This window comes from Marinobacter sp. C1S70 (genome assembly GCF_000475355.1).
Lineage (GTDB): Bacteria > Pseudomonadota > Gammaproteobacteria > Pseudomonadales > Oleiphilaceae > Marinobacter > Marinobacter nauticus.
On record NZ_AXBW01000040.1, the window covers coordinates 132290 to 158911 of the forward strand.

General features: G+C 57.3%; 23 protein-coding genes and 2 tRNA genes. 13 read left to right on the forward strand and 12 right to left on the reverse strand.

Annotated elements, in window-relative coordinates:
• Positions 1-29 precede the first annotated feature (29 nt).
• The 4 genes from Q669_RS12675 to Q669_RS12690 all read left to right on the forward strand — a co-directional run bounded on the left by Q669_RS12675 (position 30) and on the right by Q669_RS12690 (position 4141).
• Positions 30-1304, forward strand: coding sequence for a M48 family metalloprotease (locus Q669_RS12675; RefSeq protein WP_022992541.1), 1275 nt, complete (start codon positions 30-32; stop codon positions 1302-1304).
• A gap of 159 nt (positions 1305-1463) precedes the next feature.
• Entirely contained in the window at positions 1464-2009 is a 546-nt protein-coding gene (locus Q669_RS12680) for a hypothetical protein (protein WP_031211289.1), read from the forward strand.
• Positions 2009-3196, forward strand: a complete 1188-nt coding sequence (locus Q669_RS12685) for an iron-containing alcohol dehydrogenase (RefSeq protein WP_022992543.1) — start codon at positions 2009-2011, stop codon at positions 3194-3196. The genes Q669_RS12680 and Q669_RS12685 overlap by 1 nt, the downstream gene beginning before the upstream one ends.
• Before the next feature lie 174 nt (positions 3197-3370).
• The gene (locus Q669_RS12690) at positions 3371-4141 is read left to right on the forward strand and encodes a substrate-binding periplasmic protein (RefSeq protein WP_011784557.1); all 771 of its coding nucleotides are present in this window, start codon (positions 3371-3373) and stop codon (positions 4139-4141) included.
• A gap of 7 nt (positions 4142-4148) precedes the next feature.
• Here the strand turns inward: Q669_RS12690 and Q669_RS12695 are convergent, their stop codons facing one another.
• The gene (locus Q669_RS12695) at positions 4149-6635 is read right to left on the reverse strand and encodes an ABC transporter permease (RefSeq protein WP_022992544.1); all 2487 of its coding nucleotides are present in this window, start codon (positions 6633-6635) and stop codon (positions 4149-4151) included.
• Positions 6635-7354, reverse strand: coding sequence for an ABC transporter ATP-binding protein (locus Q669_RS12700; protein ID WP_081698857.1), 720 nt, complete (start codon positions 7352-7354; stop codon positions 6635-6637). The genes Q669_RS12695 and Q669_RS12700 overlap by 1 nt, the downstream gene beginning before the upstream one ends.
• 61 nt (positions 7355-7415) lie before the next feature.
• Here Q669_RS12700 and Q669_RS12705 point away from each other — a divergent pair, with 61 nt between their 5' ends.
• Entirely contained in the window at positions 7416-8057 is a 642-nt protein-coding gene (locus tag Q669_RS12705) for an arylesterase (protein WP_022992546.1), read from the forward strand.
• Positions 8058-8061: 4 nt separating this feature from the next.
• Here Q669_RS12705 and Q669_RS12710 read toward each other — a convergent pair whose 3' ends face one another.
• A complete protein-coding gene (locus Q669_RS12710) occupies positions 8062-9027 on the reverse strand; it encodes a YheT family hydrolase (protein ID WP_227499530.1) in 966 nt (321 codons plus the stop codon).
• Between the two features lie 73 nt (positions 9028-9100).
• Here Q669_RS12710 and Q669_RS12715 point away from each other — a divergent pair.
• Positions 9101-9176, forward strand: a tRNA-Asn gene (locus Q669_RS12715).
• A 51-nt stretch (positions 9177-9227) separates the two neighbouring features.
• Here the strand turns inward: Q669_RS12715 and Q669_RS12720 are convergent.
• Positions 9228-10517, reverse strand: coding sequence for a M18 family aminopeptidase (locus tag Q669_RS12720; protein WP_022992548.1), 1290 nt, complete (start codon positions 10515-10517; stop codon positions 9228-9230).
• A gap of 114 nt (positions 10518-10631) precedes the next feature.
• Here Q669_RS12720 and Q669_RS12725 point away from each other — a divergent pair, with 114 nt between their 5' ends.
• Together Q669_RS12725 and Q669_RS12730 are read left to right on the forward strand one after the other, a co-directional pair.
• On the forward strand, positions 10632-11114 hold the full coding sequence (locus Q669_RS12725; RefSeq protein WP_014421807.1) for a hypothetical protein: 483 nt from the start codon (positions 10632-10634) through the stop codon (positions 11112-11114).
• Between the two features lie 107 nt (positions 11115-11221).
• Entirely contained in the window at positions 11222-11824 is a 603-nt protein-coding gene (locus tag Q669_RS12730) for an outer membrane beta-barrel protein (RefSeq protein ID WP_022992549.1), read from the forward strand.
• Here the strand turns inward: Q669_RS12730 and rlmKL are convergent.
• Positions 11812-13989, reverse strand: a complete 2178-nt coding sequence (rlmKL, locus tag Q669_RS12735) for a bifunctional 23S rRNA (guanine(2069)-N(7))-methyltransferase RlmK/23S rRNA (guanine(2445)-N(2))-methyltransferase RlmL (protein WP_022992550.1) — start codon at positions 13987-13989, stop codon at positions 11812-11814. The genes Q669_RS12730 and rlmKL overlap by 13 nt on opposite strands.
• Positions 13990-14310: 321 nt before the next feature.
• On the opposite strand from rlmKL, the gene rmf reads away from it, so the two are divergent.
• The gene (gene rmf, locus Q669_RS12740) at positions 14311-14523 is read left to right on the forward strand and encodes a ribosome modulation factor (protein WP_011784548.1); all 213 of its coding nucleotides are present in this window, start codon (positions 14311-14313) and stop codon (positions 14521-14523) included.
• Positions 14524-14696: 173 nt separating this feature from the next.
• On the opposite strand, the gene Q669_RS12745 is transcribed toward rmf, so the two are convergent.
• Entirely contained in the window at positions 14697-15719 is a 1023-nt protein-coding gene (locus tag Q669_RS12745; RefSeq protein ID WP_014421811.1) for a quinone-dependent dihydroorotate dehydrogenase, read from the reverse strand.
• A gap of 404 nt (positions 15720-16123) precedes the next feature.
• Here Q669_RS12745 and Q669_RS12750 point away from each other — a divergent pair, with 404 nt between their 5' ends.
• Positions 16124-17287 carry a cation diffusion facilitator family transporter gene (locus Q669_RS12750; RefSeq protein WP_022992551.1) on the forward strand — a complete coding sequence of 388 codons (1164 nt, stop codon included), beginning with the start codon at positions 16124-16126 and terminating at the stop codon, positions 17285-17287.
• A gap of 9 nt (positions 17288-17296) precedes the next feature.
• On the opposite strand, the gene Q669_RS12755 is transcribed toward Q669_RS12750, so the two are convergent.
• The gene (locus Q669_RS12755; protein ID WP_022992552.1) at positions 17297-18796 is read right to left on the reverse strand and encodes a RimK family protein; all 1500 of its coding nucleotides are present in this window, start codon (positions 18794-18796) and stop codon (positions 17297-17299) included.
• Between the two features lie 202 nt (positions 18797-18998).
• Between Q669_RS12755 and rimI the strand changes: the two genes are divergently transcribed.
• Positions 18999-20114, forward strand: coding sequence for a ribosomal protein S18-alanine N-acetyltransferase (gene rimI, locus Q669_RS12760; RefSeq protein WP_031211292.1), 1116 nt, complete (start codon positions 18999-19001; stop codon positions 20112-20114).
• Here rimI and uvrB read toward each other — a convergent pair whose 3' ends face one another.
• The gene (gene uvrB / locus Q669_RS12765) at positions 20115-22172 is read right to left on the reverse strand and encodes an excinuclease ABC subunit UvrB (RefSeq protein WP_022992554.1); all 2058 of its coding nucleotides are present in this window, start codon (positions 22170-22172) and stop codon (positions 20115-20117) included.
• A 193-nt stretch (positions 22173-22365) separates the two neighbouring features.
• On the opposite strand from uvrB, the gene Q669_RS12770 reads away from it, so the two are divergent.
• Together Q669_RS12770 and Q669_RS12775 are read left to right on the forward strand one after the other, a co-directional pair.
• The gene (locus tag Q669_RS12770; RefSeq protein WP_022992555.1) at positions 22366-23550 is read left to right on the forward strand and encodes a pyridoxal phosphate-dependent aminotransferase; all 1185 of its coding nucleotides are present in this window, start codon (positions 22366-22368) and stop codon (positions 23548-23550) included.
• Between the two features lie 70 nt (positions 23551-23620).
• Positions 23621-23696: transfer RNA gene (locus Q669_RS12775), tRNA-Asn, on the forward strand.
• Between the two features lie 238 nt (positions 23697-23934).
• Here the strand turns inward: Q669_RS12775 and pyrF are convergent.
• The 4 genes from pyrF to Q669_RS12795 all read right to left on the reverse strand — a co-directional run bounded on the left by pyrF (position 23935) and on the right by Q669_RS12795 (position 26535).
• Positions 23935-24645 (reverse strand): orotidine-5'-phosphate decarboxylase, encoded by a 711-nt coding sequence (gene pyrF / locus Q669_RS12780; RefSeq protein ID WP_022992556.1) that lies wholly within the window; start codon positions 24643-24645, stop codon positions 23935-23937.
• 47 nt (positions 24646-24692) lie between these two features.
• A complete protein-coding gene (gene lapB, locus Q669_RS12785; protein ID WP_022992557.1) occupies positions 24693-25865 on the reverse strand; it encodes a lipopolysaccharide assembly protein LapB in 1173 nt (390 codons plus the stop codon).
• Positions 25865-26167: a LapA family protein gene (locus Q669_RS12790; RefSeq protein WP_022992558.1), complete on the reverse strand. Its 303-nt coding sequence runs from the start codon at positions 26165-26167 to the stop codon at positions 25865-25867. Before Q669_RS12790 ends, lapB begins: the two co-directional genes overlap by 1 nt.
• Positions 26168-26238: 71 nt before the next feature.
• Complete coding sequence (locus Q669_RS12795; RefSeq protein ID WP_011784538.1) at positions 26239-26535, reverse strand: integration host factor subunit beta; 297 nt, start codon at positions 26533-26535, stop codon at positions 26239-26241.
• Positions 26536-26622: the final 87 nt, after the last annotated feature.

Sequence of the window (26622 nt, forward strand, 5' to 3'; positions counted from 1 at the left end):
ACGTTAAGGAGACATAAGTGAGAACCGGAATGTTGACCAGATATATCGCGATAGCGGCAATCGCCCTCACACTGACAGGGCTGGGTGGGTGTTCTGTGAACCCGGTAACCGGAGAGAAGCAGCTGTCTCTGATTTCAGAGAACCAGGAGCTGGCACTGGGGGCGGAACAGTACACACCCACACAACAGACCCAGGGCGGCCGCTTCTACATCGACCCGGAACTTTCCATTTATGTGCGTGATGTGGGCCAGAAGCTGGCGCGCGTGAGTGACCGGCCAGACCTTCCTTATGAATTTGTCGTGCTCAATAACAGCGTGCCCAATGCCTGGGCCCTGCCCGGCGGCAAGATCGCCATCAACCGCGGCCTGCTGGTGGAGCTGGAGGATGAAGCCCAGTTGGCATCGGTGCTGGGCCACGAGATTGTTCATGCAGCAGCCCGCCACAGCGTGCAGCGGATGCAGCAGGGCATGTTGATCAGCGCCGGGGTGGCCGGACTGGGCTTCGCCCTTTCCGATAATGAATGGGCCGGGTTGATCATGGGTGGTGCAGCTCTGGGTGCACAGCTGGCGCTGGCCCAGTACAGCCAGGGAGACGAACTGGAATCCGATGCCTACGGTATCCGATACATGAAAGAAGCCGGCTATGATCCACAAGCCGCCGTAGAGCTCCAACAGCTGTTTCTGAAGCTATCGGAAGGCCGTCAGAGCGGATGGCTGGATGGCCTGTTCGCCACTCACCCTCCCTCTGCCAAGCGGGTTCAGGAAAACCAGGAGCTGGTTCAGAAGATCGGTGCCGGCGGTTATCGCGGCCGGGACGTTTACCAGCGCCGTATCGCCAAGCTCAAGGAACTTCAGCCAGCCTACGATGCTCACGATGAAGCCATGAAGCTGGCCTCAGAAGGCAAGTATGAAGCGGCTCTCGATCAGGTAAACAAGGCCATCAAGCTGGAACCGCGAGAAGCCATGTTCTTTGCGCTGCGCGGCCGAATCTATCGGGGCATGGAACAACCGGAGAAGGCCAAAGCCGATTTCGACAAGGCCGTGTCACTCTATCCGGAGATGTTCCAGTATCAGCTGTACAGCGGTTTGAACGAACTGGAGCTGAACAACCTTGGCAAGGCAAAAAGCCATCTGGAGAAAGCCAATCAGGTGGTACCCACTTCCATTGCCTATCTCCGACTGGGTGATATCGCGCGGCAACAGGGCCAACGCAGGGAGGCAGTAGCCTATTACTCCACCGCCGCTGAGGCCGGTGGTGATGTGGGTGCTGAAGCTCAGCGCAAGCTGGCCGAACTCAACGAATAGCTGTTTGCAGTGTCAAAAAAAGCCGGGCGCCAATACGCCCGGTTTTTTTATGGTTGTCACATTTGCTGACCTGACACAAAAACCGCGTCAACGATTGCATTGACTTCTAGAGCAATAACTCTAAAAATCAGATTAACCAACAACAATCGGATGGCGACCATGATCGTAAAACGACTTCAGCCAATGATGTCCCACGCACGACGCAGCTATGTTGAGCTCATGTTCCAGGTGATGGGGCGCGCACTGCAGGCAATCAGCGAGGTGGATGAAGCCACCCGCAACGAAACCTGCGAACTGCCGGAGGGCTTCCTGTTCGAGATGCAGGTTATGCCCAACGGGCCAAAACTCATCGTTGAGCACACCGGCAACGGTAAATTGCTCTTCCACGGGGATGAAGCTCCACGCCCCGTTGACCTCTCGATCCAGTTCAAGCATATCGCCCATGCCTTCCTGGTACTGTCGTTTCAGGAGAAGACCTCCGTTGCCTTTGCCAACGACCGCATGCTGGTGGATGGCGATGTGAGTTACGCGGTGCGGATGACACGGGTTCTCAACCGACTGGAATCGTTCATCCTGCCCCGGCTGATCGCCGAGAGGGCAGTCAAGGAATATCCGACAACCATCAAACTGCCCGAAAAGCTCATCAGCGCCGCCCGTATTTATCTGAAAGTCGCCACCCAATTCGTCGAGACAGTGAGAGCATAATGACCAACAAATTCTACGAGTTCTTCTGCCCGGTAAAAGTGATTGCCGGTAAAGCCGCGCTGGAGCACATTCCCTATGAACTGACAGGCCTGGCAGCCAAACGGCCCATGATTGTGACCGATAAAGGGGTGCGCGCGGCGGGCCTGCTCGACCCGGTGATTGCCGCTTGCGAAGAAAGCGGACTGGAAATTGTCTCCATCTACGACGATGTGCCGCCGGATTCCTCCACCTCGGTGGTGAAAGACATTGCCGGCGTTTACCGTAAGGAAAAGTGCGACTCGATCATTGCAGTGGGCGGAGGCTCCGCCATTGATACCGGCAAGGCGGTGAATATTCTGGTGTCTGAAGGCGGCGACAATATTGCCAAATACAGTGGTGCCGGAGTTCTCAAGCATCCCCTCAAGCCGTTCTTTGTTGTACCTACCACCGCAGGTACTGGTTCCGAAGTGACCTCGGTGGCGGTCATCACCGATGAGAAAAAAGGCGTAAAACTGCCGTTTACCTCATCATTCCTGCTGCCGAACGCGGCCATCATCGACCCGCGTATGACCCTGACCCTGCCGCCCCACATTACGGCAGCCACCGCTATGGACGCGCTCACCCATGCTACGGAAGCGTTCACCTGCATGGCCAAAAACCCCCTGAGCGACGCGTACGCCACGGCAGCAGTCAAGAAGGTGAGCCAATCCCTGCTTTCAGTCATGGATAATCCGAAAGACAGTGATGGCCGACTGGAACTGGCTCAGGCGTCAACCATGGCGGGCATTGCCTTTTCCAACTCCATGGTGGGCCTGGTCCACTCTCTGGGACATGCTACCGGAGCCATCTGCCACCTGCCCCACGGACTGTGCATGAGCCTGTACCTGCCCTATGTGCTTGAGTTCAACCTTGAGAGCATTCGGGAGCCTTTGGGCGAGTTGCTGCTGTACCTGGAAGGTCCGGACGTCTACTCCGCCACCCCTGCGAGCCGACGTGCCGAGGCCAGTATTTCAGCCATTCGAAAACTGCGGGATGCCCTCTACAAGCGCTGCGAACTGCCCCGGACGTTGAAAGAAACCGGCAAAGTACTGGAAAATCAGCTGGAAAGCATTGCCAAGCTGGCCCTGGACGACGGCTCGATCATGTTCAACCCCCGGGAAGTGAGCCACGAAGATGCCATGGAGGTGCTTCGTCGCGCCTGGGCCTGATACCTCGGAGGCATATCTCGCCCCGGCCCTCTCTGGCCGGGGTTAGCCTAAAGTCAGATTCACAATGATTGAAATAAAATAGTAAGAAGGTAATATTTAGCGGGCATTCTGGCAGGGAGTTGGCCGGGTATCGATCTAACCAGCGTATGGGCCTGTCCTATCCAGAGTTCCGCCATGAAGAAACTCCTTTTCAAGCTCTCCTTTACCGCGATCCTGTTGAGCCTGCTAACCACTTTCAGTGGCAATGCCGCTGCCGAAGTGGACAATCAGGAGCGGGTGTTCCGCTTCAACATCTCTCCTAACGGGTACCCACCTTATCTGATCGTTGATGGCAGCAAGCCCTCCGGTATTATGTGGGACGTTGTAAACCTGATTGTCCCCCGCCTGGGCTACGACGTGGAACCGGTAAAAATTCCCAGAAAACGGGTAGACCCTATGCTTGCCGACGGCTACATTGACGGCACGCCAAGGGCCATAGAGTGGACGGAAGAGCCGGAGAAGTTCCTGTTTACCGACCCGGTCGTTCACGTGGAGGAAGTATTCTTCTTCCCGAAGAGCTCTGAGCTTGAATACAAACACCCCGCAGACCTCTACGGCAAGACGATTGTCACGCCACTGGGATACTACTATCCCTTTCTCGAGCCCTATTTCAAAGATCATCGCATTAAGCGATTTGACGTCTCCAGAGATCGGGAGATTTTCACCTTTGTGCTGCATGGCGAGCAGTTTCACGCAGCGCTTGCGGATCGGTTGGTCGGGCAATGGATTCTCAGGAACGAAGGACTGACCGAGCACTTTCGCTCTTCTGTGGAAGGAATCAGCCAGTTCGGCTTCCGGATCATGCTGCGTAAAGACTGGAAAGCGTTTGCCGAGGCCTTCAACCAGGAGCTGGCAAATATCCAGGAGAATGGCGAACTCGACGCCATTCTCTCGAACTATCGCTAAAACCCGATCACTCCAGGCGACGAAGCAGTAGCATCGGCGATACGCTGAGCACTGGTCGTAATTGCCAGCGGCCAAACAACGCCAACAGAATGGCTGCAATCAGCGGTACTGGCAGCATCACCTGCCAGTGCCAGCGGAAAGTGCCCTCGAACATTCCGGCCTGGAGCGCATATACCGCCCCTTCTGCCGCAATCACACCAAGCGTACCGGCAAAGAATCCCAACAGTGCGAATTCCAGCATAGTACTGCGTGCCAACAACGACTGCTGGCCGCCCAGGGTTCGCAGCAACGCTCCTTCCCTCTGACGATCCCGCAGGGTGGCACTGACAACCGCTGCCATCACCACCAGGGCGGCCGCGAGAATCAGCGCCAGGATTGCCTCAATGGCCTGAGTTACCTGCTGCACAATCTGCTGGATGCGATCAATGATATGGTCTATCTCCAGCACCGAGACCGTCGGGAACTGGCGCGAGAAGTCGTTCAGAGCCAGTTTATTGTCCGGGTTCAGATAGAACGCGGTAATCCAGGTGGCGGGCATGTCAGTCAGACCGCCATCGGGCGGAAAGGCCATGTAGAAATTGGGTTTCATGCTGTCCCACTGCACAGTACGAATACTCGTGACTGGCTCGGTCACCTTGCTGGAGCCGATGGTGAAGGTCAGCCGATCACCCAGCTGCAAACCGAGTTTCTCCGCCAGCTCAGCTTCTACCGAAACCCCCTCGGTTTCGCCCGGCCCGAACCACTGGCCATCCACAATCCGGTTGTCTTCCGGCAGCTCCGCCATCCAGGTCAGATTCAGCTCCCGGTTCAGCGCACCAACCCGCTCATCCTTGCTGACCGCTTCTTTCACCGGCTCGCCGTTGAGTTCGGTCAGGCGACCGCGAACCATCGGATAAAGCGTCTCCAGGGGCGCGCCGTGAGTGGCCCAGAATTCCTCAACATCATCCACCGCATCAGGGGCAATGTTGATCAGGAAATGGTTTGGCGCGTCGTCCGGCAGTTGGGCCTGCCAGTCGTCCAGCAGCGAGGAACGCACCAACACCAGCGTAGCCGCCAGCATCAGGGTCATGGCAAAGACCGCCATCTGCGCCATACTGGCACGACGGTGCCGATATAAGCCCACCAGGGCCAGGCGCCAGGAGTTGCCGCCACCCTTCACTCTGCGCAACAGGGCGACCATGCCCCACCCCAGCAGACCGAGCACACCCAGCAGCACTACCAGCCCGCCCAAAAGTGCGGCCACCAGCATCAGCTCGCCGGCGTACATCCATACCAACCCAAACACGGCGACCACCGCCAGCAGGATATCCGGAATGGCTTCCCGGCCGGTTTCGCCGGGCTGGGAGCGTAATACCCGCATGGCGGGAACATTACGCAGGCGGCGAATGGGCGGATAGGCAAACGCGAATAGAGAAACCAGTGCCGTCAGCAAGGCGGGCGTTAATGCCGCCGGATCCAGATAAAAATCCACCGGCCGTTCCAGCACGTCACTGAGCAAGCGCACCAGCAGCCAGAACAACGGCAACGCCACCGCCAGACCGCCCAACACACCGACGACACCCCACAGAGTGAGGCGCCGCAGGTAGAGCTCACCAATGCCCCGGCTGGATAATCCAAGGGTTTTCAGCAATGCCACCGTGTCCCTCTGAGACAGAGCGTATTGCCGGCTGGCTACGGCAACGGCTACCGCCGCCAGCAACACCGCAAGACTGCCGCCCAGCAGCAGAAAGCGTTCGGCCCGCTCCAGGGAGCGCGAGAAGGTTTCACCGTCTCTGACCCCTTCCCACTCGTGACTGGGCTCCAGCTGTGGTTCCAGCCACTGGTAGTAGTCATCAAGCACACCTTCGTCACCGGCAAACAGGTAGACGTATTCCACCCGGCTACCTTCCTGGACCACACCGGTGGCGGCAACATCATCCACATGCATCATCACCCGTGGCGCCAATGATGAGAGCCGGAAGCCCCCATCCGGCTCGCGGATCAGCAAGCGAGTAATTTCCAGCTTCAGATTGCCGACTTCCAGAGTATCGCCGATGTCCAGTTCGAGCAGACGCAGCAACCGTGGATTCACCCACACCTGGCCGGGGCCGGGGCCCTGACTGACAATCTGTCTCGGCTCTTCAGCACCGGGCTGGATCTCGATTTCGCCGCGCAACGGATATTCGTCACTCACCGCCTTGACCGAGACCAGCTGAAATCCGCTTTCTCCGAAGACCATGGTGGAGAACTCCACCATGCGCCCGGTTTCCAGGCCTCGGGACTGGGCATTCTCTAACCATTCCTGTGGGATCGGACGGCCGTTCTCGGCTTCCAGTTGCCGATCTGCCGCCAGAAAAGAACTGGCAGACGATACCAGGGTACGCTGCAACTGGCTGGCGAACAGCGCAATTGTGGCTACGGTGGCAACAGCAATAATCAGCGCAACCAGCACCACACGAACATCGCGCTCTCGCCAGTCTCGGCTCACGGACATGAGTTTGTTGGAGGCTCCCATCAGTGTGCCGGCTCCCCGGCCAGATCCGGCTCAGTCAGCATGCCCGCCTCGATGTGCAGCTGCCGGCCGCAACGTTCGGCAAGGTGTTCATCATGGGTAACCATCACCAGTGTGGTGCCCTGCTCCCGGTTCAGATCCATCAGCAGGTCAGACACCGCCTGCCCGGTCCGGTTATCCAGATTGCCCGTGGGCTCATCTGCAAACAGAATGGCGGGGTCGGATGCAAAGGCACGCGCAATCGCGACCCGCTGCTGCTCGCCACCGGACAACTGACGAGGGGTATGGTTCAGCCGTTCACCCAAGCCGACCCGTTCAAGCAGCTCTCTGGCCCGCTGCTCCGGCGCTTCCATGCCGGCCAATTCCAGCGGCAGCATGACATTTTCAAGCGCGGTTAATGCCGGCAGCAACTGGAACGACTGGAACACAAACCCGACCCGGCGGGCCCGGAGCTTGGCACGCTCGTCTTCACTCAGCTTGCTGATTACCGATCCATCCAGCTCTACGGTACCTTCGGTGGGCGTGTCCAGGCCAGCAAGCAACCCAAGCAGCGTGGTTTTACCGGAACCAGACCGACCGACAATGGCTACGGACTCTCCCCGATTGATTTCCAGACTGACCCCCTGCAAGATCGTGAGCGTATCGGTTTCCAGGCTGACCCGATGGGTTAGATCAGACACCCGCAACATCGGGCTGCTATCGGTTTTACTGAGATCCGTCATCTGGTTCACGGTTGCTCCGTTGTCTGTATTGTTGAATCTGTAAAGGGTATATGAATTTACTATGCATACGATATCGCTGTACGTCAGATCAATCGCACTCTCGGCCCTGCTTCTTATCGCCCTGCCTGTTCTGGCCAGCCAGAACACGGTGCTGGTACTGGGCGACAGCCTGAGTGCCGCCTATGGCGTACCCTCGGAAACCGCGTGGGTAGAGCTGCTGCGGGATCGCATCGAGAGCCAGGATCTGGACTGGACCGTAGTAAACGCCAGCATCAGCGGTGAAACCACCGACGGTGGCCTGCGGCGCCTGCCAGGCCTGCTGGAAGCCCACGACCCAACCATTGTCGTCATTGAGCTGGGCGGCAATGATGGTTTGCGAGGCTTCCCTCCCAACGTAATCGAATCCAACCTGGCGAACATGATCGAACAGGTGCGTGATACCGGCGCCACCCCTTTGCTGGTGGGCATGCAGATCCCGCCTAACTACGGCCAGCGCTACACCACCATGTTCGCCGATATCTTTCCGACCCTGTCTGACCGCTACAATACCGTTCTGGTTCCCTTCTTCCTGGACGGTATCTACGATCAGGACGGGTTGATGCAAGGTGATGGCATTCATCCGACGGAAGAGGCACAACCCCGGCTGCTGGATAACATCTGGCCAAAGCTGGAACCGCTGCTGAACAAACAGGCCAGCAGCTGACGACTCAGATTACCTGCCGGACAAACCCTAAAGCTCGGCGTTCAGACCAGTAGTAACCGTCCCGGGCATGTTGGACAAACCCCACATGCCCACCCCACTTCGGGATTTCCATCTGGACGTGATGTCCCAATACCCGGCGACTGTCCGGAAAACAGCGGGCCGAAAGGAACGGGTCATCTGCTGCATTCACTATCAGAGCTGGCACCCGGATATCACTCAACCGGAACAGAGCAGAACACCGGGCCCAATAGTCGGCCGCGTCCTGGAATCCATGCAGTGGTGCCGTATAGCGATTATCGAATTCGTGAAAACTTCGGATTTCCTCGAAACCCGTGACATCAATCAGATCAGGGAATCTGTCCGCTTTTTCCCGCATCTTGAGGTGCAGATCCGTCAAAAACCGTTGCATGTAAATACGCCGGCTGGGTCGCGCCAGCACGTCCGCGCTGCCCGCCAGGTCCAGAGGCACCGAGTAGGCCACCGCACCACTGATACGGCTGTCCACATGCTCCCCCTGCTCACCCAGGTACAGCAGCGTGAGATTCCCACCCATACTGAAACCTGACAGGAAGAGGTTCTGATACCGCCGCCCCAGCGCGTGACTGACGACGGCATGCAGATCCGAAGTGGCGCCACTGTGATAGAAGCGCGGCTGTTGGTTCATCACCCCGCCGCAGGACCGAAAGTTCCATGCCAGCACATCCCAGCCGTCGGCCATCAATGCTCTGGCCAGACCCAGCACGTAGGGCCTACGGCTGTGGCCTTCCAGCCCATGGGATATCACCGCCAGCCGGTCACTGCCCTGGCGATACCAGTCCAGATGCAGTTCGTCGTCATCGTCGGTGGCCAGTATGTCGGTTTCCGGTTCCGGCAGGGTCACTTTCCGGAACAGGGTCGGCCATACCGACTGGACGTGGCCATTACGCAACCACACCGGCGGACGATAGGGTTCAAGCTTAGCTCTGTGCAAATTTTGACCTTTCATTTCAGGGGGTTGACGAACCTGATTAAAGTACTTAATATGCGCGCCACATTGATGCTGTTCCCCGATAGCTCAGTTGGTAGAGCAACGGACTGTTAATCCGTTTGTCGCTGGTTCGAGCCCAGCTCGGGGAGCCACTTATTCCGAAAGGCCGCTGATCAGATATCAGCGGCCTTTTCTTTTGGGCCTCAGAAAACCTCGGCCCGCTGCATGAACTCCCGCAACACCTGGAACAGCGTATAACCATCCCGTGTACCGATCATTTCACGAATCGAGTGCATGGCAAACTGGGGTACGCCGATATCCAGCGTGGTCACGCCAAGATTTCCCGCGGTCAACGGCCCGATCGTGCTGCCACACCCCATGTCACTGCGCACCACAAATGTCTGGTGCGGCAACCCCAGTTCATCGCTGATGTGGCGATAGAGGGCGGCGGAACGACTGTTGGTGGCGTAACGCTGATTGTGGTTTACCTTGATGACCGGCCCCTGATTCAACAATGGCCCATGATTCTCATCATGTCGGTCTGCGTAGTTTGGATGAATACCGTGGGCGTTATCCGCAGAAATCATCATGGAACGAGCAATGGCACGGCTTTTCCCGGCGCCACACCAGCGGTCCAGCACCGCCGTGAGAAACGGCCCCTGGGCACCTTCGGCGGACATACTGCCCACTTCCTCATGGTCATTGCAGACCAGTAGTGCCGGCTCGTCACCAGAGGTTTCCAGCAGGGCCTGCAGGCCGATATAACAACTGAGCAGATTATCGAGCCGTGCGGAGGCCAGGAACTCTTCACGCAGCCCCACCAGAGCTGCACCCTGTGCATCGTAAAAACTCAGCTCATAGCCCAGAATCTTGCTGGTCTGCAGCCCGGATTCTTTGGCAATCTGCTGTTTCAGCAACTCGGCAAAGGTGGTGGTATCGGTTTCCGGTACCTGCATAACCACCGGCGGAAGATCGGTCTGGGCATTAACGGTGCGACTGCTGTTCGCCTCCCGGTCCAGATGGATGGCCAGGCTCGGAATGATCGCCACCGGCTTGCGGAAATTCACCAGGGTGTCCCGTACTTTGCCGTTGTCGTCCAATACCGTCACACGGCCGGCCAAAGAAAGATCCCGGTCAAACCAGGGGTTCAGCAATACGCCCCCATACACTTCCACACCCAACTGGAAAAAGCCCTTGCGGCGAATCTCAGGGTTCGGTTTGACCTTCAGGCAGGGGCTGTCGGTATGGGCTCCCACCATCCGGATGCCGGAACTGACCACATCCTTGGTGCCGGTACGAAAGGCAACAATAGACGAGCCATTACGGGTTACGTAGTAGCCCTGCCCTGGCTGCAACGACCATTCTTCGCGCTCGTCCAGCGGTTGAAATCCCGCTGCTTCAAGACGCGTTTTCATGGTATTGACCGCATGCCACGGAGTCGGCGAGGCATTCAAAAACTCAATCAAGTCTTTATTGAATTCAGTGTGTTCCATGATCTTCCTGATTGCATGATAATGGCGGCTACAGTATGGCATGAAGCCGCGCCGGCTCCTACCGGGTACGCTGCGCACCGCCATAAGCACTCACCGAAGATTCCGGAGTTCACTGTGTCACTACCCCGCTTTCTGGATATCGAATACTGCCAGACCGACGACGCCCTGTTTCCCACGGCCATCGCCTGGTCCCTTGCAGACGGCCAGATGAAAACCGTGGTAATTGCACCGGAGGATGCCTGGTTGCCCGAAGATGGCGACCTGGGCGATGTAGACCTGCTGTATCTGGAAGAACAGGGGGTCCCCCTGCTGGAACTGGCCAGGGAGCTGCACGAGGATCTGCCGGACCAGACCGTATACGTGGATGGACTGGATCCGGACGAAATCCTGATAGACCTGATCTTCAGTGCCGTTCGCCAGGAGGCCCCGTTTGAAATCGCCCCCATTTCCGAGCTGATTACCGGCCTGGACAGCGAAGCACTGGAAGACCGCCGCCGGCAGTTGCTCTTTGATGAAGGGCTTGAACCGCAGCTGCCGGAAAACGGCGTATATTCCCTGCTGTTGCTGGCCCGTGAGGAAGGCTACCTGGAGGATTGAGGTCCGGCCCCTGATCACGGGGAACTGTGACATGAGTCCGCGTAACATTGCGTTACACAAGGCAGAATCGGGCGTCAGTACCGTTACTGACAGGAAGCCTGATAATAATGAACAAGGTCACACCCCGTTTCCTCACATCCAGCCTGATAGCGCTTGGCCTGTTTTCTTGCGCCGCCTTTGGCCAGGAGACCCCTCGCTCCGATAAACACTATGTCGGACTGTTGGCGACAGCCATTGAACACCGCTCCATCGGGCAGTCCGACGAGGATGGCTGGGGCCAGGCAGCGACACTGGTGATTGGCGGCCACCTGAGCGACCTGATTCATGCAGAGGTGAGGCTGGGGGGCGGCTTGGCAGACGCCGAGATTTCCCGTGGCGACCTGAGCCTGGCCGTCGACTACTTCGGCAGCTGGTACATGGGCCTGCACTACCCCATCGGTGAGCTTGGCAATGTCTATGCCCAGGCTGGCTTTACCCATGTCAGCGGGGAGGCAACCCTCGACAACCGGGATGCCGACGCCAATGCCCAGTTTCGGGATATCGAGGGCGATTACCCGAGCAGCAGTTTCAGCTTCAGCTGGCTGGCCGGCCTGGACCTGGAACTGATGGATAACACCTACCTGGTTTTCGAGGGCGGCAAGCTGTTTGAAGACACGGACACCAGCGCCAATGCCTTCCAGTTCTCCTCAGGTATCCGTTACGAGTTCTGATGCCGGATATGCCAGCACCGATGGATTTTGGGGTTGCGCTGAAAATCCTTGTCCAGAGTGCTGGCACTCACCTCTTTCACTTCAAACTCTGACTCCAGCGCCTCATCCAGCCTGAACTTACGGAAGTTATTGGAGAAAATCAGCAGGCCATCACTGGACAGTCGTGCCATGCACTGCCGCACCAGATCGGCATGATCGCGCTGAATATCGAGAACGCCAGCCATCCGGGCTGAGTTTGAGAAGGTGGGCGGGTCCATGAAAATCAGATCAAAGGTCTGATTCGCGGTTTTTCGGTCTGCCAGCCAGGCCAGACAGTCTGCCTGTTCGACGACATGCTTGCGCGGATCTGCCGAGTTGAGAGCCAGGTTATCCTGAGCCCAGCTGACGTAGGTTTTGGACATGTCCAGGCTCAGGGTGCGGCTGGCTCCGCCAACCGCTGCGTGCACGGTCGCTGCGCCGGTATAACAGAACAGGTTCAGAAAACGCTTGCCCCTGGCATGTTGCTGGATCCAGTAACGTACCGGGCGATGATCCAGGAACAGGCCGGTATCCAGATAGTCTTTCAGGTTCACCTTCAGGGCGCAGCCGTGCTCGTGCACGTTAAAGTACTCGCCGGTCGCCGCCTGTTTTTCATATTGCCGGGTACCGGTCTGGCGCTGACGTTGCTTGCACACCAGATCCTCCGGCGCGACCTCAAGCACTTCCGGGATCACCGCCATGGCTTCGGCAAGGCGCTCTCTGGCTGCCTTTTCGTCAACTGATTTCGGGGCGAGGTATTCCTGAACATGTACCCGCCCCTCGTAGATATCGATCGCCAGGGCATATTCCGGCATATCGGCATCGTATAGGCGGTAACAGCCAATGTTCTGCTTCCTGGCCCACTGGCCAATCGTTTTCAGATTCTTCTTGAGACGGTTACGCAGCATATCTGCCCGTTCGGCGTTGGCGATGCGAGGCATAATCTGCCCCGGCGCGGCCGGATCACGGGGCGTGCGGGCATTCTCCGGCTGTACTTCGAACAGCAACAGCTGCGCCGGCAGCTTGCCATTGAACAACTTGTACTGCTTGAAGCTTCGCAAACCGAGGGATTTTCCGAACTCCGGCGCACCGGTGAACACCCCCAAGCGCCATCCGGTGAGCTCCCGAGCCACAACCTCTCCAAGGCTCTGGTACAGGGCCGCCAGCTCCTTGCGCTCACTCAACCGCTCACCGTAGGGCGGGTTGGTCAGCGCCAGCCCAGTATCGCTCCAGTCATTCTCGCGAGTGAATTCGGAGATCGGCCTGGCTTCTACACGAACGATACCTTCCAGGCCAGCTCGCAGGATGTTCTTCTCCGCAGTCGCAATCACGCGACAATCCTGATCAAAACCATAAAAAGTGGGAATGCGCCCCTGCTTGCCCTCATGGGCCCGACGCTCCGCTTCCTGGCGCAGCGACAGCCAGAGCTCGGGCTGGTGTCCTGGCCACTTTTCGAACCCGAACCGCTCCTGCTTCCGCCCCGGCGCAATGTCCAGCGCCATCAACGCAGCTTCAACCACCAGCGTACCGGAACCGCACATCGGGTCCACAAAGTCACCACCGTTAGCGGCAATCTCTGGCCACCCTGCCCGCAGCAGCAAAGCCGCTGCAAGGTTTTCTTTCAAGGGCGCGATACCCTTTTCAGTTCGGTAGCCCCGCATATGAAGGCTGTGGCCACTCAGATCAATCCCCAACGACAAGCGGCCCCGGTTCAACCGCGCCGATACCGTGACATCCGGGTCTTTCGGTGCAACCGAGGGCCTGGGTGCACCGGCACCCCGAATGCTGTCAACAATGCCATCTTTCACTTTCTGGGCGCCAAACTGAGTGTTCCGGATGGCTTCGTTCTGGCCAAGAAACGTTACCCGGAAGCTCCCCCCCGCGGGTATATGGGCCTGCCAGTCAAGATCCACGACACCGGCATATAGTTCGTCGGCGCTCCGGGCATCCACATCCGCCACATTCAGAATCACCCTGTTCGCCAAACGGGACCACAGACAGGCCCGATAGCCGTTCTCCAGCTCGCCCTCAACCCAGACACCGGCGGGTGCATTCCGCACAAGGTTCAGGCCGAATTCTTTCAATTCATCGGCCAGGAGGTACTCGACGCCTTTGGGGCAGGTTACGAAAAAGACATGCTTGGACAAGATCAACTCCTGGTTTTCTGAATAGGGCCGGTAAGTTTCCGGAATGGCAGTAAAAGCCTTTTAGCGACTGTCATCGTTATTTCACAAAAATATAAAAGAAGCGCCATATAGATGAAATAAATAGTGTACACCGGCGCGAGATTCGTCTTACCTTGTAGTTGACGCGTCGTTCCGGAGGCCGAATAAAAGTCTCCGTTAACAGGATCCTGACTGCTCTGACCGGAGCTGGCAATAGTGGGTTGTCCCGGAGAGGCTCCCGACTGCCAAGGTCACTGCAGATGTGTACACGCTTGTTCTGTTAATCCATCAGTGAGGAACGGCATGAAAAGACAGAAGAGAGACATGTACGCTCGTGCATTCAAGCGGGGTTATCTCGCTGGCGTGTCCGGCAAATCCAAAGACAGCTGCCCATTAGAACAACCGGAAGTCCGCCAGGAATGGCTGAACGGGTGGCGAGAAGGCCGCACAGATAACTGGGAGGGCATGACCGGCGTCTCCGGCATCCATAAACTGGCCAACGTAACCGCAACATAATGGCCAACCCCGTTTAACCCTGATCTGTTTTTTTCAATTTTTACACACAAATCACAATCAGAGCAGTAACCAGAGCAACCCAAACGGGGCCTCCCGCCCCGTACCATGCGAAAAAGCGCTACGGGGTTTATTCCCCGCAAGGGCCCGCTCAGCGGGCCCACCTTCTTTCTGCCTCAGCTGATTTCTTTCCGGATCGCTTCCACTGCTTCGTTGATCAATGACGGGCCACGATAAATAAACCCGGTATAGATCTGCACCAGCTTTGCGCCTGCGCGAATCTTCTCTGCCGCACTGTCGCCATCCGTGATGCCGCCCACGCCAATAATCGGCAGCCGATCGCCCAGCTCAGCATACAGCCCCTGAATCACTTTCACAGACGCTTCCCGTACCGGTGCACCGCTGAGACCGCCCGCCTCCTGCTCGTGAGCGTGCCCCTTCACCGCCTCCCGGCTGATCGTGGTGTTGGTGGCAATCACACCATCCAGGCCAGCTTCGAGCAATGCTGCAGCCACAAAGCGAATGCCCTGCTCGTCCATATCCGGGGCGATCTTTACAGCCACCGGCACATAGCGGCCATGCTTTTGCTCACACGCTGCCTGCTCTTCCTTTATGGCGTGCAAAAGCTGCTTGAGCGAATCGCCAAACTGCAGATCCCGGAGGCCCGGCGTATTGGGAGAAGATACATTAACGGTGATGTAGTCGGCATAGGGGTAAACAGCCGCTATTCCTTTACGGTAGTCCTGTTCAGACTGCTCATTCGGGGTGTCTTTGTTCTTGCCGACATTAATGCCCAGTACGCCCCGGTAACGGCGGTGGCGGACATTGGTAATGAGGTGTTCCAGGCCTTCATTATTGAACCCCATGCGGTTAATGATGGCCTGGTGCTCCGGCAACCGGAACATTCGGGGTTTTGGATTACCGGGCTGTGCCAGAGGCGTAACAGTGCCCACTTCGATAAACCCGAAACCAAGAGCACCAAGAGCATCAATGTGGTCGGCGTTTTTGTCCAGCCCAGCAGCCAATCCAACCGGATTCGGGAATTCCAGGCCCATCACGTTTACCGGGCAAGGCTCCGGCTGTCGGGTAAATGTATTCAGGATGCCCAGTTTTTGAGCAACATCCAGGCTGCCAAGGGCAACATTATGGGCCCGCTCCGGTGGCAATCGGAACAGCAGGTTTCTCAGAAGGCCGTACATCGTCAAACTCCTTTCTCCGGGTGGCAGGAGTATACCGAAAGTTTTCCACACCATCTTGTGTAAACCCCAATTAGTCCCGAAAACCCCGCCCTGTATAGCCTCCCGACGCTTTTCCACGGAATCTGTGGATAACCCTGTTGAAAATTGCCGAGCAAGCGCCCCGACCCCTTGATAACTGCGCCAGCCTACAAATTGATCATTTTTTGATCAGTTATTTTCCCTTTATTTATCAATAGCTTAAATAGATAAAATTAACATTTGACGGCTTTGGTAACAAAATGCTAACGGGTAACCAATTCGTCATGATGTGCATAAATCGATCACAGCCAGGCCATTAATTCCACCCATTTCTACGTTTAATCCCGTTATACTGCCCTCATCGCGAAAAGCCCGGAGTGAATCCAATGGAACAGCCTGATCAACCCAGCCAGCAGCGCCAGAATAATCTCGAATCCGAGAAGCATGCGGCGACCCGGGTCACGATCATTGGCATGATTCTCGATGCCGTTCTGGGCATCATAAAAGTCATTGGCGGCACTCTTTTTAATTCCCAGGCGCTACTGGTGGATGGTATCCATTCATTTACCGATGTGGCATCGGATTGGGTGGTTCTGGCGGTCATGCGTCTGTCCCGTAAGGAGCCAGATGCGGACCATCCTTACGGACACCAGCGAATCGAAACCCTCGGCACTCTGGTACTGGGCAGCATTCTTATTGCCGTGGGCGCGGCCCTGGCCTGGGAGAACATTCTCAGGCTCCTGTCCGGTGAAGCGCAGCTGGTTCCGGGCTGGCCAGTGCTGGTAGCGGCCGCGGCCTCGGTAGCAGGCAAGGAATGGATCTACCGTTATACTCGCCATGTTGGCATGAAAATCCGCTCAGACCTGATCATTGCCAACGCCTGGCACAGCCGTACCGATGCATTTTCGTCAGTGGTCGTTCTGGTATCTACCATCGGTGCCATGCTGGGTTTCGTCTGGCTCGACGTGGTAGCCGCCGTCCTCATTGCAGCCATCATTGTGCACATCGGCTGGAAATTCACCTGGGACAGCGTGAAAGAACTGGTCGATACAGGTCTGTCCGAAGATGATACCCGGATGTTGAAAACCATTGCCCTGGAAACGGATGGCGTGCGAAATGTTCATGAACTGCGCAGCCGGCGGATGGGGCACGACATCCTGCTGGACGTACACCTGGTAGTTCGCCCGGAAATCAGCGTTTCCGAAGGGCATCAGATTGGTATGAAGGTGGTCACGGGCATGCGGGATGCCCTGGACAACATTCGGGACATCAACTTCCATATCGACGCCGAGAACGATGAGAAAGTGCCCCACGCCACCGACCCGGGGCTACCCGATCGCGAAGCACTTCGTCGCCTGCTGACAGAGAAGCTGGGAGAGCTACCACCACAAAGCCGGCTCCGGCTTCATTACCTCAAGAATCGCATCCACCTGGAAATCTTCCTGGTTGAAAACCATTCCGGGCCACACCTGACCACGGAACAGGTTCGAGCGGTTCTGGCAGACTACCCCTGGTTTGGCAGCGTCCGGGTCTGGGTCGCTGCCAACTGACGCGCCGGTTTAACGGCGCCGGTTCTCCTCCATGCGCGACAGGAATTCCTGCATCACCAGGGTATACAGCTCTCCGCCCAGGAACTTGTCTTCCACACCCGAGTCGATACTCGGGTTGTCATTCACTTCAATCACCGCCACCCGATTCCCGGCTTGTTTGATGTCGACACCGTAAAGCCCATTACCGATCAACCGGGTCGAATTCAATGCCGCCTGGATGACATTGCGAGGCACCTCGTAGGTGGGCATGGTTTCAAAACCGCCACTTTCCACTGTGGCACCACCGTGCTGGTAAATCTGCCAGTGACCTTTCACCATCAGATATTTACAGGCATAGATGGCCCGGCCGCCAAGCACACCAATGCGCCAATCGTAATCCGTGTAGAAGTACTCCTGAGCCAATACCAACGCAGACTGTTTGAACAGGTCTTTCAGCCCTGCCCGAAGTTCCTTTTCGTCCTTGGCTTTGATCACACCACGGGAAAAGGCGCCATCCGGAATTTTTATGACCACAGGAAAGCCCAGTTCATTACTCACCTGCTGTACCGCATCCTTCTGATCCTTTGAAAGGATCAGCGTTTTCGGTGTTGGCACCTTGTTGTTTTTAAGCAGGTCCGCCAGAAACACCTTGTTGGTGCAACGCAGAATCGACACCGGGTCGTCAATTACCACCATCCCCTCGGCCTCTGCCTTGCGAGCAAACCGATAGGTGTGGTGATCAATAGCGGTGGTTTCACGAATAAACAGACCATCATATTCCGGCAGGCGCATGTAATCCCGGCGGGTAATGCGCTCCACGTTAATTCCCAGCTTTCTGCCAGCACGCTCAAAACGCTTCAGGGCCATCTCATCGCTCGGAGGCAACTCTTCCTCCGGGTTCACCAGCATAGCCAGATCAAAACGGTAGCGGCGACGGGTGCGGGGTTTGCGCCAGATCATGCTGCTGAAGCGATCCAGGGCGGCCGCGAACAAATCCTGCTCGCGCTCGTCAAGATCCGCCGGTGCCGCCGGCTTCATGGTTTCGATCTGCCATTGTTTGCGGTGACGGAACACCACTTCCAGAATCGGGCACGGAAACCGCTCGAACAGGGCACGGGCCACGGGCTTCAGGTCCGGATGTTCGGCCTGGCCAAAATAGGTTCGGATTCGTACTTCATGGGTAGCGTCCCGGTCATCGGTGGCGGGATCGATTTCGGAGGCTGATTTTTCCAGCCACTGGATGACACTGCTGTCCAGCTCTTCGAGTTCAAGCGAAAACAGTCCCTTACGGCTCAGGTCGTTAAGTGTCATAACCGATGGCACCACGTGGTGCCCGCGCGCCTCGGCCAGCAACGAACAGTAATAGCCCCTGCTCAGATACCTGGCACTCTGGCACAGGTTTATCACCCGCACGCGGCTGTTAGCCGGGGCGGTGAACTGAAGGTATTGATCGAAAGTAAGCACGTCTTCGCTGGGGTAGTACGGTGCCCAGTCTTTGGCGCGATCTACAACGATGAGCAATCGGGACATAAAGCGGCATTCCTCCCTGAAGGTAGAGCCTGATAATTCCGGCAACAATACGCCCCATCACCTTGCCAGACAATCGCCTGAAGATGCGTGCTTTTACGCATCATCCGCTGCTATGACGGGATGGCATCTGTCTACCATAATAGCGGCAATGAGCGTGCCCGCCAGGCGCTACCTTTTTCTCGTTGACCGGGTTTACCAGACCATGACCGATGTAATGCTCCGCCAAGCCCATGCCAGTGATCTGGATGCCCTCGTTCAGCTGGAGAACCGCTGTTTTACCGAGGACAGAATATCCCGGCGCAGCTTCCGCCGCTTTCTGGAGATGCCCAGGGACCGACTGGTTATCGCCGAATTGAACGGCGAACTGGTGGGCTACTGCCTGGTGCTGATGAATGCAGCCACCCGGCTGGCTCGGATTTACTCGATTGCAGTCTCACCCGTTGCCCGCGGCCGCGGTGTGGGTGAAAGACTGGTCCGTGAGGCGGAGAAGGAAGCGGTTGAGGCTGATCGCATCATCATGCGGCTGGAAGTGCGTGAAGACAACACCGGGGCCATTTCCCTGTATCGTCGGCTGGGATATCGGCAGTTTGGCACCTACCGGGACTACTACGAAGATCACGGCGATGCCTTGCGGTTCGAGCGACGGATTCTCTACTACGAGCCCTCTCGCGAATTTCTTCCGGTGCCCTATTACCCCCAGACCACCGAGTTCACCTGCGGTCCGTCTGCATTAATCATGGCGATGGCGGCCCTTGACGAACAGCAACCAGTAAGCACGCTGGAGGAGCTGAAAATCTGGCGTGAAGCCACCACCATCTTCATGCTGGCCGGGCATGGCGGTTGTGGCCCCCATGGGCTTGCGCTATCTGCCTGGCACCGGGGCTTCGAGGCCAGTGCCTGGATCAGCCAGGAAGGCGCGCTGTTCAAAGATACGGTCCGCAACGAAGATAAAAAGCGGGTACTGGAACTGGTGCACGAGGGGTTCCTGCACGATATCGGGCAGACTGAAATCCAGCTGCATCACGACCCGCTAACCCTGGAGGCAATGGAGAAGGCCCTGCATGACGGGCGCATCCCTGTCATCCTGATCAGCACCTGGCAACTGAACCGGAGCCGGGTGCCGCACTGGGTAACCGTATGTGCCATCGACGAGGATTTCGTGTACCTGCATGACCCGGAAATCGATACCGAGGAAGGGGAAACCGTGGCCGACAAGCAATACCTGCCCATCGACCGACGGGTATTCGACAAGATGTCGCGCTATGGCCGCAACCAGCCCCTGCAGGCGGCAGTGATTGTCGGCCCCAAACGCCACTGATCAGCCGGTCCGCAGGGCCGCTTCCTTCAGTTCCGAAATCTGATCCCGCAGGCGCGCCGCGGTCTCGAAATCCAGATCCGCGGCGGCTTTGTACATCTCGTCTTCCAGTTTCGCCACTTCCTTGAGGACATCTTCCGGCGAGCGATTGCCTACCTTTACGCGATAATCCTCGGCTTCTTCAGCAGCCTTCTGCCCGGGACGCTCCGCTTTGCGCCGGCCACGACCACCGCCGCCCGCGGCACCCTCCATAATATCCGCGATCTTCTTGTTAAGACCGGTGGGGGTAATACCATGCTCCTCGTTGTGTGCCATCTGCTTGGCACGACGACGCTCGGTCTCATCAATGGCGCGCTGCATGGAACCGGTGATCCTGTCGCCATACAGAATGGCCTTGCCGTTCACGTTACGGGCGGCCCGACCAATGGTCTGTATGAGCGAACGCTCTGAGCGCAGGAAGCCTTCTTTATCCGCATCCAGTATTGCCACCAGTGACACCTCCGGCATATCCAGCCCCTCCCGGAGCAGGTTGATGCCCACCAGCACGTCAAACTCGCCCCGCCGCAGATCCCGAATAATCTCAACGCGCTCCACGGTATCGATATCTGAATGCAGATAACGCACTCGGATGTCGTGCTCCATCAGGAAGTCGGTCAGATCCTCTGCCATACGCTTGGTAAGCGTTGTGACCAGCACCCGCTCATTCACCCCGACGCGCTGGTGAATCTCAGACAGCAGATCATCCACCTGAGTAGACGCGGGCCGAACCTCAATCTCCGGGTCCAGCAGCCCGGTCGGTCGCACCACCTGCTCCACCACCTGGCCAGCATGCTCGGCCTCATAATTCCCCGGTGTGGCCGAGACAAAGATCATCTGGGGCGCAATTCGCTCCCACTCCTCAAACCGCATGGGGCGGTTGTCCAGTGCTGATGGCAGGCGGAAACCATACTCCACCAGGGTTTCCTTACGGGACCGGTCGCCCTTGTACATGGCGCCAATCTGCGGAATGGTCACGTGGGACTCGTCCACTACCAGCAAAGCGTTGGGTGGCAGGTAGTCAAACAGCGTGGGTGGCGCTTCACCGGGATTCCGCCCGGAGAGATAGCGGGAGTAGTTCTCGATACCATTGCAGTAACCGAGCTCCAGCATCATCTCGATGTCGTAGCGGGTACGCTCCTCCAGCCGCTGAGCTTCCACCAGCCGGTTGTTATCCCTCAACTGCTGCAGCCGAACATCAAGCTCCTGCTTGATGTGCTCGACCGCATCCAGCACGGTCTGCCGGGGGGTGACATAGTGGGACTTCGGGTAAATGGTCACGCGCGGCACCCGCCTGAGCACCTCTCCGGTAAGCGGGTCAAAATAGCTCAGGTTCTCCACTTCATCATCGAACAGTTCGATGCGAATGGCTTCCTTCTCGGATTCTGCCGGGAAGACATCAATGACATCGCCCCGCACCCGATAATTGGCGCGGTGGAACTCGATGTCATTGCGGGTGTACTGCAGTTCGGCCAGCCGCCGCAGGATATACCGTTGATCCATCTGGTCACCCCGGTCCAGGTGCAGCATCATTTTCAGATAGGATTGCGGATCACCCAGACCGTAGATGGAAGAAACCGTCGCGACAATAATGGCATCCGGCCGCTCCAACAAGGCCTTGGTGGCCGACAGCCGCATCTGTTCAATATGCTCGTTGATGGAGGCGTCTTTTTCGATAAAGGTATCGGAAGACGGTACGTAGGCCTCCGGCTGGTAGTAATCATAGTAGGAAACAAAGTACTCCACCGCGTTATCGGGGAAGAACTCCTTGAACTCGCCATAGAGCTGGGCTGCCAGGGTCTTGTTGTGGGCCATGATGATGGTTGGTCGCTGAACCTGCTGAACCACATTGGCAATGGTGAAAGTCTTGCCAGAACCGGTTACCCCGAGCAGCGTTTGATGGGCAAGCCCGGATTCAATGCCGTCAACCAGTCCCGCAATCGCTTTGGGCTGGTCACCTGCAGGTTGGTAGGGCGAGTCGACTCGAAAGGCCCCTTCCCTTGCACTGGATGCTTTATTGGCCATATCTGGCGTTTTAACCTCCGGACACCGGAAACGACGGAATATTTGCGTCGCATCCTCAAGAAATTTAGCGTTCTGGCAGCTTCATGATACCATCTGTGCGATCGACGGCTGGGTGAAAAATCAGCCAGTAACTTTGGCTCCAGTTGCCCGGCCGATCGCAGCCCAATAAGACGCAGCTTTAAGGAGCTCAAGTTTGGACCTTCAACTTTCCAGCCGAGTACAGGCGATCAAGCCTTCCCCCACCCTCGCAGTTACCAACAAAGCCGCAGAACTCCGCGCGGCCGGCCAGGATATTATCGGCCTCGGTGCTGGCGAGCCTGACTTCGACACCCCCGATCACATCAAACAGGCGGCTATCGACGCCATCAACAACGGCCAGACCAAGTACACCGCCGTGGATGGTACGCCCGCGCTGAAGAAAGCGATTATTGCGAAGTTCAAACGGGACAACGGCCTGGAATACGAAGCCAACCAGATACTGGTAAGCAGTGGTGGCAAACAGAGCTTTTTCAACCTCGCCCTGGCGACACTGAATGAAGGCGACGAAGCCATTATTCCCGCACCCTACTGGGTTTCCTACCCGGATATGGTGCTGGTGGCCGAAGGCAAACCGGTGATCATCGAAACCACCGCAGAGACTCGCTTCAAGATCACTCCGGAACAGTTGGAGAGCGCCATTAGCGAGCGCACCCGTCTGTTCGTGATCAACAGCCCGTCCAACCCCAGTGGCATGGCTTACACCATGGAAGAGCTGCAGGCCATCGGTGAGGTGCTTAAAAAGCACCCGAACATCATGGTCGCCACCGATGATATGTACGAGCCGATCCTGTGGACTGGCAAACCGTTCTGCAACATCCTGAACGCCTGCCCGGAGCTGTATGATCGCACCTTCGTACTGAACGGTGTCTCCAAGGCCTACTCCATGACTGGCTGGCGCATCGGCTATGCCGCTGGCCCGGCAAAAATCATCGGTGCCATGAAGAAGATCCAGTCCCAGAGCACCTCGAACCCCTGCTCTATCTCCCAGGCCGCCGCAACAGCCGCTCTGGATGGAGATCAGGCGTGCGTGGGCGAGATGGTCAAGGCTTTCAGGGAACGCCACGACTGGCTGGTAGCGGCCCTGAACAAGCTGCCTGGTGTGGACTGCCTGAACGGCGACGGCACGTTTTATGTCTTCCCGAGCTTCCAGGGTGCAATCGATGCCACTGACGGCGTGAGCACCGATGTGGAATTCGCCGAGAAGCTGCTGACCGAGGCCGGCGTGGCTCTGGTTCCGGGCTCTGCGTTTGGCTGCCCGGGGCACATGCGGCTGAGCTTTGCCACCAGCATGGATAACCTGCAGAAGGCGGTCGAGCGTTTGCAGAAGGCTCTTGGCTAAAATTTTAAGCTGAGGGGTTGACGGGGCGGTATGGCCAACATAATATACGCGCCTCGTCACACGACGACGTTCCCCGATAGCTCAGTTGGTAGAGCAACGGACTGTTAATCCGTTTGTCGCTGGTTCGAGCCCAGCTCGGGGAGCCACTATTTCGAAAGCCCGCTAGTTCTCTGAATTAGCGGGCTTTTTTTACGTTAGACCTCGTATTCGTATAATCGCCTGCCGGGCACGGACGGGTGTCGCTCCCGAAAATGTCGGAGGCCATGGATGGCCGGAGAGAAGCGCACATGGATGTGCTTGTAGCGGTTTTCGGGAGCGACACCCGTCCGTGCCCTACCCGCTAACCCGGAAGGCTAGGGACAGGACCCGTAACCGGGAACAAAGCTAGACCGCCGCGACCTCAGCGTGAATGGCCTCTAAAGCAGCCAGAGGGTCAGGCGCCTGGGTGATGGGCCGGCCAATGACGAGGTAGTCGGAACCCGCCTTGAGAGCATCAACCGGGGTCATAATGCGTTGCTGGTCGCCTTTGTCTGCGGTCAGCGGCCGGATTCCCGGTGTGATCAACTGGAAGTCACTACCCTGCTCCGCTTTCAGACGCGGGGCTTCCTGAGCCGAGCAAACCACGCCGTCCAGGCCGCTGTTTTTGGTCAGGGTTGCCAGACGGGAAACATGGGCTTCTGCCGAACCGGTAATACCGATACCAGCAAGGTCCTCGTCAGACATGCTGGTCAATACAGTGACCGCAATCAGGAGCGGGCGGTCAATGCCGAACGCTTCCAGGCGTTCACGGCAGGCCACCATCATCTTCTCGCCGCCTGAGGCATGCACATTCACCATCCACACGCCCAGTTCCGCAGCTGCGACCACCGCGGCCGAGGTGGTATTAGGGATATCGTGAAATTTCAGATCCAGGAAGATATCGAATCCACGACTCTGGAGCGCTTTTACCAGATCCGGGCCTGAGCGCGTAAACAGTTCCTTGCCCACTTTCAGGCGGCATTTTGCCGGATCAAGCCGATCTGCCAGGGCCAAGGCGGGATTCTGGGAAGGAAAGTCGAGCGCGACGATGATTTTCGGGTCGTTCAGGTTTTGCACGTTCAGGTTCCTGGGTAGAAAGGTAATCGGGATGGGTTAAAGCGAGGTTATTCCGCCTCTACGCCCTGAATGGGACGCACGGTTTCCCACTGTTTGCAGCTTGGGCACAGCCAGTGTAACTGTTGGCCGGAGAATCCGCAGCTTACGCAACGGTAGACCGGGCGGTTGGCGAGAATCAGGTGCCCTATCCTGCTGACGAGGCGCCCTTCATCGGTGGTCATGCCTTTTTCATAACCCGCCATCTCCACCAACCGCAGAAGCCCCCGCACGGAAGGCCGGGTTTCCAGCTCCATGCGCAGCAAATCAATGGCCGCAGGCCGGCCAGAGGAACGCTCAACCGATTCCACCAGGGCCAGCAGCAGACTGGTGCTGGGATACTGTTCATAGAGCTTACGGAGCTTTTTATAAAGGCGGGAAACATCACCATGCTCCCGCTCCAGCTTCATCAATCTGTCTATCGCTTCTGGCCCGAACTCCGGGTTTTGATCGAAGATCTTCAGGGATTGGTTTGCCGCCTCCCGAAAATTCCCCTGCCGGATCTGAAGCCTCATCAGTAACAGGGTTGCCCGTACACAGGAGCGGTCGTAATCCAGCGCCTCTTTGGCCAGCTTCTGTGCTGTCCAGCGATCGTCGTTGCGGATCAGTGCGGCATCAGACAATTCACAGGTAATGTAAGCCAGCGCTTTGAAGGTAGCTGGATCTGCATCTCCACGGGTTAGCGTTTTCGCAACTTGTGCCGCTTTTTCCCACTCTCGCTCCTGCTGGTACAACTCGATCAGCGAGCGCGCAGAACGACGACCGTATTCCCGGTCGCCCATCAATTGGTGAAACAGTGCTTCGGCCCGGTCGAGCAATCCGGCGTTAAGGTAATCCATTGCCAGCTCCAGGGTAACCTGGGGCGAATAGCGGGCCGGAAGTTCAGGCCGGGCAAGCAGGTTCTGGTGAATCAGAATGGCGCGGTCTGTCTCTCCCTTATTCCGGAAATGGCTGCCAATGGAGAGATGCAGGCTGACGGTATCTTTGTTGACGGCAAGGGATTGAACGAAGTTCTCAACAGCCTGGTCAGAGTAGTTGGTGAAAAGAAACTGCAGGCGATCCCGAACAGAATCCTCGTCCATAATAACCCGGGAGGCGCGACCAGAGCGGCTCCCGTATCGACCTACAGCCCAGCCAGCGGCAACGGCCGCCGTCAGAAGCAGCCACTGAAACAGCATGTCCATCAAAGTGCCCGGTCGTTTTGTGCCCTGGATTTTTCGAGTGCCTGCTCGGTTCGCTCAAGACGCTTCTGCAGATGACGGCGCGACACCGAGGTACGGACAGTGGCCATGGAGGTAATCAGAATGCCTACCAGAGCGCCGATCACAAACGCCATGATGATCCAGACAGCAACGCCATGGGGCTGGGTTTCGAACAACAGGAAGTTGAGCGATACCGCCATCTGATTATTCAGGGAAAACACCAGCGCCAGAAGAATCAGAACCAGAACCAACAAGGTAATTAGGATCTTCCGCAGTCCTGCCATGTCTTAAGCGCTCCAAACGGGTCAGATGCCCGGTACGTGAGGTTTCGTGTAGAAATTGCCTTCGCGGGGCCTCAGAAACCTTTCTTCATGCTGTCGTTCACCTGCTCCCTAAGCTCTTTGCCGGGCTTGAAGTGCGGCACAAACTTGGCAGGCAGCTGCACGGCGTCTCCGGTTTTCGGGTTACGACCGGTGCGGGCAGCCCGATGATGCAGGGAAAAACTGCCAAATCCACGGATCTCAATTCGCTGGCCATCGGCAAGGGACTGAGACATATGCTCGATGATGCTTTTCACCGCGAGCTCAACATCCTTTACGGAGAGCTGAGTCTGCTTCGACGCGATCAGTTCAACCAGTTCGGACTTCGTCATGAGGCTTTTCCCTCTGTCGTTATTATTCCGCAGCAAATTACCGGGTTCCAATGCCTCTAGTTTAGCCAAACCAGAAAAAAACACAAA